General features: G+C 48.2%; 7 protein-coding genes. 1 reads left to right on the top strand and 6 read right to left on the bottom strand.

Translation table 11 applies throughout. The annotated features are described in order from the left end of the window. Positions 1-231 precede the first annotated feature (231 nt). Positions 232-1,329: an HD-GYP domain-containing protein gene (locus TX85_RS20380; protein WP_044481596.1), complete on the bottom strand. Its 1,098-nt coding sequence runs from the start codon at positions 1,327-1,329 to the stop codon at positions 232-234. Positions 1,330-1,506: 177 nt separating this feature from the next. Then, entirely contained in the window at positions 1,507-4,020 is a 2,514-nt protein-coding gene (gyrA, locus tag TX85_RS20375; RefSeq protein ID WP_044481595.1) for a DNA gyrase subunit A, read from the bottom strand. A gap of 327 nt (positions 4,021-4,347) precedes the next feature. On the opposite strand from gyrA, the gene TX85_RS20370 reads away from it, so the two are divergent. After that, positions 4,348-5,121, top strand: coding sequence for a YheC/YheD family protein (locus tag TX85_RS20370; RefSeq protein ID WP_044481594.1), 774 nt, complete (start codon positions 4,348-4,350; stop codon positions 5,119-5,121). A gap of 75 nt (positions 5,122-5,196) precedes the next feature. On the opposite strand, the gene TX85_RS20365 is transcribed toward TX85_RS20370, so the two are convergent. The 4 genes from TX85_RS20365 to remB form a co-directional block, all read right to left on the bottom strand. Then, the gene (locus TX85_RS20365; protein WP_049895116.1) at positions 5,197-6,159 is read right to left on the bottom strand and encodes a DUF4367 domain-containing protein; all 963 of its coding nucleotides are present in this window, start codon (positions 6,157-6,159) and stop codon (positions 5,197-5,199) included. Then, on the bottom strand, positions 6,149-6,727 hold the full coding sequence (locus TX85_RS20360; RefSeq protein ID WP_049895115.1) for a sigma-70 family RNA polymerase sigma factor: 579 nt from the start codon (positions 6,725-6,727) through the stop codon (positions 6,149-6,151). Before TX85_RS20360 ends, TX85_RS20365 begins: the two co-directional genes overlap by 11 nt. A gap of 163 nt (positions 6,728-6,890) precedes the next feature. Continuing rightward, positions 6,891-8,801 (bottom strand): DNA topoisomerase (ATP-hydrolyzing) subunit B, encoded by a 1,911-nt coding sequence (gene gyrB / locus TX85_RS20355; RefSeq protein WP_044481593.1) that lies wholly within the window; start codon positions 8,799-8,801, stop codon positions 6,891-6,893. A 37-nt stretch (positions 8,802-8,838) separates the two neighbouring features. Continuing rightward, a complete protein-coding gene (remB, locus tag TX85_RS20350) occupies positions 8,839-9,087 on the bottom strand; it encodes an extracellular matrix regulator RemB (RefSeq protein WP_044481592.1) in 249 nt (82 codons plus the stop codon). Positions 9,088-9,095: the final 8 nt, after the last annotated feature.

The raw sequence follows: 9,095 nt of genomic DNA, 5'->3' as shown, positions 1-9,095 counted from the left end.
AATTAATAATTCTCTATTTAATACTCACTCGTTGTTCAGTTTTCAAAGATCAACTTCGATTCGTTTTCGTTACCACCTCATCAGCGGCAACTTTTATAATATATCACGTACTGCGAATCAATGCAACAACTTTTTTTTTCAAACAAGCTATTGAAAGTAATTTCATCCGTCGTTCTGCGCTTCGCAGCAGTGAATATTACTATACCTTATTCCTATAGGCAAAAGCAACCCCTAAGTTAAAACTTCTTCAATATAGAGATGTCTTGCCTGGGTCAAATTAATAATCTCGCCTTGAACCGCAACCATGGGTCTCGTAGGATATTGGCGATCAGAGAATACAATTTCACCAATCTTATCGTTGCTCAGTCTTACCCGCATTCCGGTATGGAATTGCGTCACCTTGTCAACAAAGGTCTGAACGATTGCCGGATCCAATTTGCCGAAGGCTTCGGATTTGATCTGTTCTAGCACCAAATAAGGCGATTGCGCCTTCTTATATCTCCGATTAAGTGTCATCGCATGGAAGATATCCGCCACCGCAACGATTTTGGCATAGATATGAATCTTATCTCCGTTCAGGCGGAACGGATAACCCGTGCCGTCCATCTTCTCATGATGCTGCAAGGCCGTTAATCGAACTCCTTCATTGATGGCGGAGGTTTTACGCAGCTGCTGATAGCCATAGGTCGTGTGCATTCGCATCTCTTCCCGTTCTTCATCGGTCAAGGGACTTGGCTTGTACAATATGGCAGGATCAATCTTCGTATTCCCGATATCGTGAAGAAGGCCGGCAAAAGCAACCTGCATCCAATCCTTCTGAGGCAAGCCATGCCACTGAGCGATGCAATAAGCAGTTAAAGCAGAGAGGATCGCATTATGGAATAAATAATCATATTCGTTCATGTTCCGGGGAATAAAGGTGAGCACATTATAGCTCTTACTTTGCTTCAAGAGCTGTTCCAATTGATGGCGGAGCTCATAAATCGGCAGCTCTGCTGCCAACACCGACTGAAATGCGCTCTTAAGCAGATGAAGCATCCGCTCGTATTCCTTATGAAATTGGGCCGAGTTCGGCTGCTCTATTTCTGAAGCTCTGGAAGCGGCAGTATGATCCTCTGTTTCCTTTGACGATTTGCGTGCATCCAGTAACGGGGCTGAATCCGCTGAAAAATCAATCTCCACTTCATGAATCATAAAGGCCTTCAGAATATCGAGATCTCTTGGCAGCAACACCTTTCCTTTTTGCAAAAGGACACCGCCCAAGGGAGTATGTACATGACTTGCAGTCTTATAGCCTGGCTTTAATTCGATTACAGGGACGCTGAGCATTTTCTCCCCCTCCTTACTTTCCTTAAATCTAGAATGCTCTCTATTTAGTGAAAAAGAACTAATAGATTCATTATATTACGAGTCTTCGTACCCAACAATCTTTATATAAAAATAAAAGCAACCATCTGCCGTCTATACAGACTGGCGGCAAATGATTGCTCCATTCAAACAGGTTCTCTATTCTTCGGATTCGTTAGAGTCAGAAGGAGCATCCAATAATTCCAATGCGTTCTCTTCTGCTCCTTCCAAAGCATTCTCCGGCTCTTCCTCACTCTTGTCCGAGCGGCACACTGTAGCTACAGAATCGTCCTCACGGATACTGATCAGCTTCACACCCTGGGTATTGCGGCCCATGGTAGAAATGCCGGACATGCTCGTCCGAATCAGTGTTCCACTGGAGGTAATGATCATCAAGTCCTCTTCATCTTTCACAACCTTAAGACTAACGACAGCCCCATTCTTGCCGGTGACATTAATCGTCTTGATCCCTTTACCACCGCGGCTTTGAATCCGGTACTCGGACGCCGGGGTCCGCTTGCCGTAGCCATTCGTGGTTACAATCAGGACATCCTGCTCCGGAACAATAACATCCATCGCAATAACCTGGTCGCCGGCATCCAGCGTGATTCCCTTCACCCCGGTCGCAGCTCTGCCCATCGAACGCACATCGCTCTCCGAGAAGCGGATTGACATGCCTTGCGCTGTACCCATGATCACTTCCTGTTGACCATCTGTCAGCTTCACATCAATCAACGTATCATCCTCGCGCAAATGCACCGCAATCAAACCGCCCTTGCGGATATTGATATAATCCTCGATCGGTGTCTTCTTCACTACGCCGGAACGGGTCGCAAAGAACAAATATTTGTCTTCATCAAATCGTTCCACCGGAATAACCGCATTCACGGTCTCTCCTTGCTCGATCTGAATCAGATTAATAATCGGAGTTCCCCGCGCGGTACGTCCAAGCTCCGGAATCTCATAAGCTTTCAGACGGTACGCCTTCCCTCTATCGGTAAAGAACATCAGATAATGGTGGGAGTTCGTCACGAACAGATGCTCCACGAAGTCATTATCCTTGGTATCCATCCCGATAACACCGCGCCCGCCGCGTTTTTGGCTGCGGTAGGTGGTCAGCGGCAGGCGTTTGATATAACCGGTGTGAGTAATCGTAATAACGACTTCCTCTTGCGGAATCAGATCCTCGTCAAGGATGCTCTCCTCGCCCACGATAATTTCCGTACGGCGATCATCGGAGAAGCGGTCACGGATCTCTTGCAGCTCCTCGCTAATGATCTGGAGCACAAGGCCCTCATTAGCCAGAATCTCGCGATACTCTGCAATTTTAGCCAACAGCTCCTGATATTCGTTCTCGATCTTCTCACGTTCGAGACCCGTCAGGCGTTGCAGACGCATATCAAGAATCGCCTGAGCCTGCTCATGGCTAAGCCCGAAGCGCTCCATCAAGCCATTACGCGCAATCTCGGTGGTCTGGGAGGCACGAATCAGGGCGATGACCTCATCCAGATAATCCAGGGCGATCCGCAGACCTTCGAGAATATGAGCTCTGGCCTCAGCCTTCTTCAGCTCAAACTCTGTTCGGCGCCGAATAACCTCAATCTGATGCTGGAGGTAATGGTGCAACACTTCCTTCAGCGTCAAAATTTTCGGTTCGTTGTTCACGATCGCGAGCATATTGATGCCAAACGTGCTTTGAAGGGCGGTATGCTTGTACAGATTGTTAAGCACCACGTTAGGATTTACATCCCGGCGCAGTTCGATGACAACCCGCATCCCGTTACGATCCGACTCATCGCGCAAATCGGTAATCCCGTCAATTCTCTTCTCCCGCACCAGCTCAGCAATCTTCTCAACCAGACGCGCCTTGTTCACTTGGTAAGGCAGCTCGTCCACGATAATCCGGGCTTTATTATTGTGCTCTTCTATCGTTGTCTTGGCCCGCATCGTAATCGAGCCGCGACCTGTCGTATAGGCTTGGCGTATGCCGGTGCGCCCGATGATATAACCGGCTGTAGGAAAGTCAGGACCTTTAATATAGTCCATCAAATCCAGCGAATCGATATCAGGGTTCTCAATCATGGCCTGAACCCCGTCGATCACTTCGCCGAGATTATGCGGAGGAATATTGGTCGCCATCCCGACAGCGATCCCGGATACTCCGTTGACCAGCAAATTCGGATAGCGGGCCGGCAGAACTACCGGTTCCTGCTCTTCCCCGTCATAGTTCGGCATGAAATCGATCGTTTCTTTATTGATATCTCGCAGCATTTCCATGGCTATCTTGGATAAGCGAGCTTCCGTATATCTCATTGCAGCCGCAAAGTCGCCGTCAATTGAACCGAAGTTGCCATGACCGTCGACCAGCATATACCGCATCGAAAAATCCTGAGCCATCCGCACCATCGTCTCATAGACCGCCGAATCCCCGTGCGGGTGATACTTACCGATCACTTCGCCGACGATTCTGGCCGATTTTTTAAACGGCTTGTCAGGATGCATGCCAAGCTCATTCATCGCGTACAAAATACGGCGGTGAACCGGCTTCAGTCCGTCCCTTACATCCGGCAAAGCACGGCTAACAATAATGCTCATCGCGTAGTCCATAAAAGATTCGCGCATTTCCACATTAATGTCCCGGTCTATGATTTGCGACATTTTTTCTTCCGCCATGCTGGACCTCCTTCAATAATCAATCCAAATGCCTATGTAAAGGGAACACTATATTACTTGCACAAAATCCGAACAAATAAACGTGCTCTGCTTACATCCCATTTTTTACGATGGAGACAAAATAAATGGGGATACGTCCATTCCCATTGCAGACTTAGGTCATACACTAGGAATATAGGCATTTTGAGAGGTTGTAGTTAGGTTCGTTCAAAAAACTTATAAAATCCCCATATCTTATAATTATACCATTGTTTTTCTCTTCTGTCCTATGTTTTTCATACCTGCATCTGTCCGCAGCCGGGATTTTCAGAAAGGATGATATTGGAGTTGGCGATCCAGCGTATCCAAAGCAAGTGGGAAAAAACACTCCTTTTAAACCAAAGGGAGAGCCTGCGTCCGTACCTTCCCGACACTCGCAAATATACGTACAATCACCTACAGGATATGGTGGAATTGTACGGATTAGTCTTCATGAAGCCTGACCGCGGAACCTATGGCAACGGCGTGATGAGCATGGAGCCCTGGCAGGATGAGCTTGACCCTGACAACCCGCTTCGCTATAAGCTGAGGTTCGGAATAGAAAGCAAATATTTTGCTACCTTGGAGGAGGCACATCAGAGTATTCAGCCTAAAATCGGCCAACAGACCTACCTGATCCAAAGGGGAATTCATATGCTCACCTACCGCCGCCGAAAGTTCGACCTCCGTGCCCTCGTGCAAAGGACCCCTTCGAAAAAGTGGGAGACGACCGGGTTCATCGGCCGAGTAGCCGCCCAGCAGAAGATTATCACCAACTATCATGGCGGCGGCATGATCAAGCCTATTGAGGAACTGCTCGGTCCGTTCCTGGATCCGTATCAATTTAGCTTGCTATATAAAGAAATGAAGACGATTGGAACAAGAACAGCCGCGCAAATGGCCCGCAAATTCCCGAATCTGAAAGAAATCGGTCTGGACCTGGCTATTGATGAACAGCTGCGCCCCTGGATTCTGGAAGTGAACACCTTGCCCGCACTGTTCCCCTTTAAGTATCTGAAGGACAAGGAAATCTATAAGAAAATTCGCCGGTACGCCGTAGCCTACGGCAGATACAAAAAGTAACGCTTTCCCCTCATAAAAAAAACTCCATGAAATTAACATCATTCAAGATGCTTTCTTTCATGGAGATTCCTTTATTTATTTTATCGATTCTGCAATTTTTATAAGCTCTTCCTTGTTCAGACTCTGTCCTGTCTTATCTGCTGCTAAACTATAGAGAACCCCATCAGATTGCCAGTCTATCGAGGAGTCCCCGATCAAAGCAGCCGGCTGGCCGTTGATTTCGATTTCCTCTACCCGACTTTCCGTTGATAATCCATAGGCCGTTTCTTCGCTCGCTTCACGTTGAAACAACTTAAGTTCCTGACCTTGCGTATTTCGGTAGTACAGGTTGATATATTCAGGTGCAGGCAGCCCGTCGTCATTATTATATTGCTCCGCCCGTTCAAATTGGTACCCTTCCGGCAAATAGGCCGGAACCTTTACCTCAAAATTCGTATAATCGTTTAGCTTGGCAGCATCATGAATGGTTGTCATTCCGATGTCTTTCAAGTCTCTTTCTGCATCCTGCTTTGTAATGATTACACCGTCGCTATACCCCGCGATTTCCTCCCCGTCGGCCGTATAAACTTTTTGATCGGACACTGACATTTGCGTCAACGCATTCCCATGCTCATCGAAAATCTTCCCTTGCAATTCATAAGGTACAGGAATATTTTCTGGTTCTACCTGTTGGATCTCAATGTAACCTAATGACAATGTTTTAATAATCTTCCCCATCCATTCACCGGCAATTGCAGGCGGGGAGAACATGACTCCTACAAAGAGGGAGACCGCCGCCGCGGCAACTGCCCCCTTGATGAACCAACTCTTCTGCCAGATCGTTGCGCTGTCTGAAGCAGTTGTGGCTGCAAATACCGCTTTCCTAGTCTGTTCCTTATAGGCCCTGGCCCCAAAATCGATCTCAGACAGTTTCTTTCCCAAATCCAATAAATCCGCAACCTCCGGGTCGTGCTTTTCCGTTCCGGATGGCATTTTTCCATGGTTCAGGTAATCGTCCAAGCTATTCGTAAAAGCGTCGGCTGAAGTGTTAGGCTTCATTGTAATCCTCCCTTTCAAGTTCCTTTTTTAATTTTTTCATAGACCTAAATAAAATGACGCCCACATTCGATTCGGAGCTATTCATGATCTTGGCGATCTCAACATTCTTAAGCCCGGCTCCAAACCGCAGAGCAACCATCTGCCTTTCTTTATCCGTCAATACGGATAAGGCCTGAATCAAGCTGAGTTCGGACTCCTTGTTGATGACAGCCGCCTCAGGTCCGGATTGCTTCGAATCCTTCTCTTCGATGGCCTCCAAAGAACAAGTATTGTGTCTTTGAGAAGCTCGAAAGTGGTCAGTTAACGTGTTTTTGGCAATCGTGAAAATCCAGACTTCCAAAGGACGCCGGCCTGGCTGAAAGGTATGATATTTCGCCACGATTTTTTCAAAAACTTGACTGGTGATATCCTCCGCGGTATAACGATTGCCGGTTCGGTAACTGACATAATTGAAAATTCGCTCGTAGTAGGCCTCGAAAACCTCGGAAATACTAGTCTTTGATTGTTGTTTGCAAGTCATCTCGGGATTTGCAGCCTCCGTACGGAACCATGCGCGCTGCTGGTGCATTTTTTGCCTCCTTTGTTGCAGAGTGAGGGATTTGATCAAATCGCCAACACCTGTAAATACGTCGGCGTTCTCCATTCATTACATCCAAGTATAAAAAACCGCCGATATGGGATAGTTTGTCAACAGTCCCACATCGGCGGTTTCTTGAACTACAAGTATGATATTAAATATCCAGATTCCTAACGTTACGAGCATGCTCGTTGATAAAATCACGCCGTGGCTCGACATTATCGCCCATCAGCGTATCAAAGATGGCATCTGCTTGAATCGCGTCCGAGATTGATACCTGCTGCATGGTGCGGCTCTCCGGATCCATAGTTGTCTCCCACAGCTGATCCGGATTCATTTCGCCCAGACCTTTATACCGCTGTACATTAAACTTGGCATTCTCGCCAAATTCAGCAATGATCTCGTCGCGTTCCTTCTCGGAACCGGCATAGCGGACAACCTTGTTGCGCTCTACTTTAAAGAGCGGCGGCTGTGCGATGTATACGTAGCCTGCTTCGATAATCTTGCGCATGTAGCGGAAGAAGAAGGTTAACAGCAAGGTCCGAATATGCGCGCCATCGACATCGGCATCCGTCATGATAATCACTTTGTGATAACGAGCCTTGGAGATATCGAACTCTTCGCCAATCCCTGTACCAAGCGCTGTAATAATCGCCCGAATCTCGGCATTGCCAAGGATCCGGTCCAGACGCGCCTTCTCTACGTTCAGAATTTTACCCCGCAGCGGCAAAATCGCCTGGAAATGACGATCACGGCCTTGCTTGGCGGATCCGCCCGCAGAGTCCCCTTCGACAATGTAAAGCTCACTGATGGAAGCATCCTTCGAGGAACAGTCCGCCAGCTTGCCCGGCAGGGCGCTGACTTCAAGGGCACTCTTGCGCCGTGTCAGTTCCCGCGCCTTCCGAGCAGCTTCGCGCGCCCGGGACGCCTGAAGCGCCTTCTCAAGCACACGCCGCGAAACGGCCGGGTTCTCTTCCATGAACTCCTGCAGCTTCTCTGCAAACAGCGATTCTACGACACCGCGTACTTCACTGTTGCCAAGCTTCGTCTTCGTCTGTCCTTCGAATTGCGGCTCCGGAATCTTCACCGAGATAATCGCGGTCAGACCTTCACGCGCGTCATCCCCGGTCAGATTGGAGTCATTTTCCTTGATCATGTTGTTCTTACGCGCATAATCATTAATAATCCGCGTCAAGGCACTCTTGAAGCCGGATTCATGCGTCCCGCCCTCATGCGTATTGATATTATTCGCAAAGGAGAAAATATTCTCCGTGTAGCTGTCATTGTATTGCAGTGCAATCTCTACTTGAATCATGTCCCGCGAGCCTTCAACATAAATCGGATCCTCATGAAGCAATTCACGGTTCTGGTTCAAGAACTTCACGTATTCCTTGATGCCGCCCTCGTAGTGGAAGGACTCTGATGTGCCGGTCCGCTCATCGGTCAGCGAAATATTGATTCCCTTGTTCAGGAAAGCAAGCTCCCGAATCCGGCCCAGCAAGATATTGTAATCGAATACGGTTGTCTCTGTGAAAATTTCTTTATCTGGGTAGAAGGTGGTTGTTGTACCGGTCAGTGCGGAATCGCCCACGATTTTGACATCGTACTGCGGAATTCCCCGGTGGTACTCCTGCTGATAAACATGGCCATCGCGTTGTACCTTGACCACGACCTTCTCGGACAGGGCGTTCACAACCGAGACACCTACGCCGTGCAGACCGCCGGACACTTTGTATCCGCCACCGCCGAATTTCCCCCCCGCGTGAAGTACGGTCATAACCACTTCAAGGGAGGATTTTTTCAGTTTGGGATGCTCTCCGACCGGAATTCCCCGCCCGTTATCAATGACGGTAACGCTATTATCATGATGAACGAAAACATCGATTTTATTTGCAAAGCCTGCCAAGGCCTCGTCAATACTGTTATCGACGACTTCCCATACCAAGTGGTGCAATCCACGGGCACTGGTAGAACCGATGTACATACCAGGACGTTTGCGGACGGCCTCCAGGCCTTCCAGCACCTGTATCTGGCTCTCATCATAAGATTGCTCGTTCATAGACATGCCTTCACCTACTTCTCTATTTTCTGGTTCAACAGAATTACATCATCGACTGGATGCTGCTTTTCTTCTTCAATGTGGCCGAAGATATGGGCGAATAATAGACCATGGTCGGAGTCACGACGATGGATTTGGGCTCTTCCTCTCCGATTCGGAGTACCTGCTTCTCCTTCACTGCATGACTTACAAATAGCTTGGATACCTTCGAGGATTTCTCAATAGACACATCAAAGATGGCTATAACCTCGGAAGACAACACAACCTTCTCTCCGCCCAGATGAATGTACACCCGCAACC

This window comes from Paenibacillus antibioticophila (assembly GCF_000455265.1).
Classification (GTDB): Bacteria; Bacillota; Bacilli; order Paenibacillales; family Paenibacillaceae; genus Fontibacillus; species Fontibacillus antibioticophila.
This window is presented reverse-complemented; position numbering and strand designations above follow the sequence as displayed.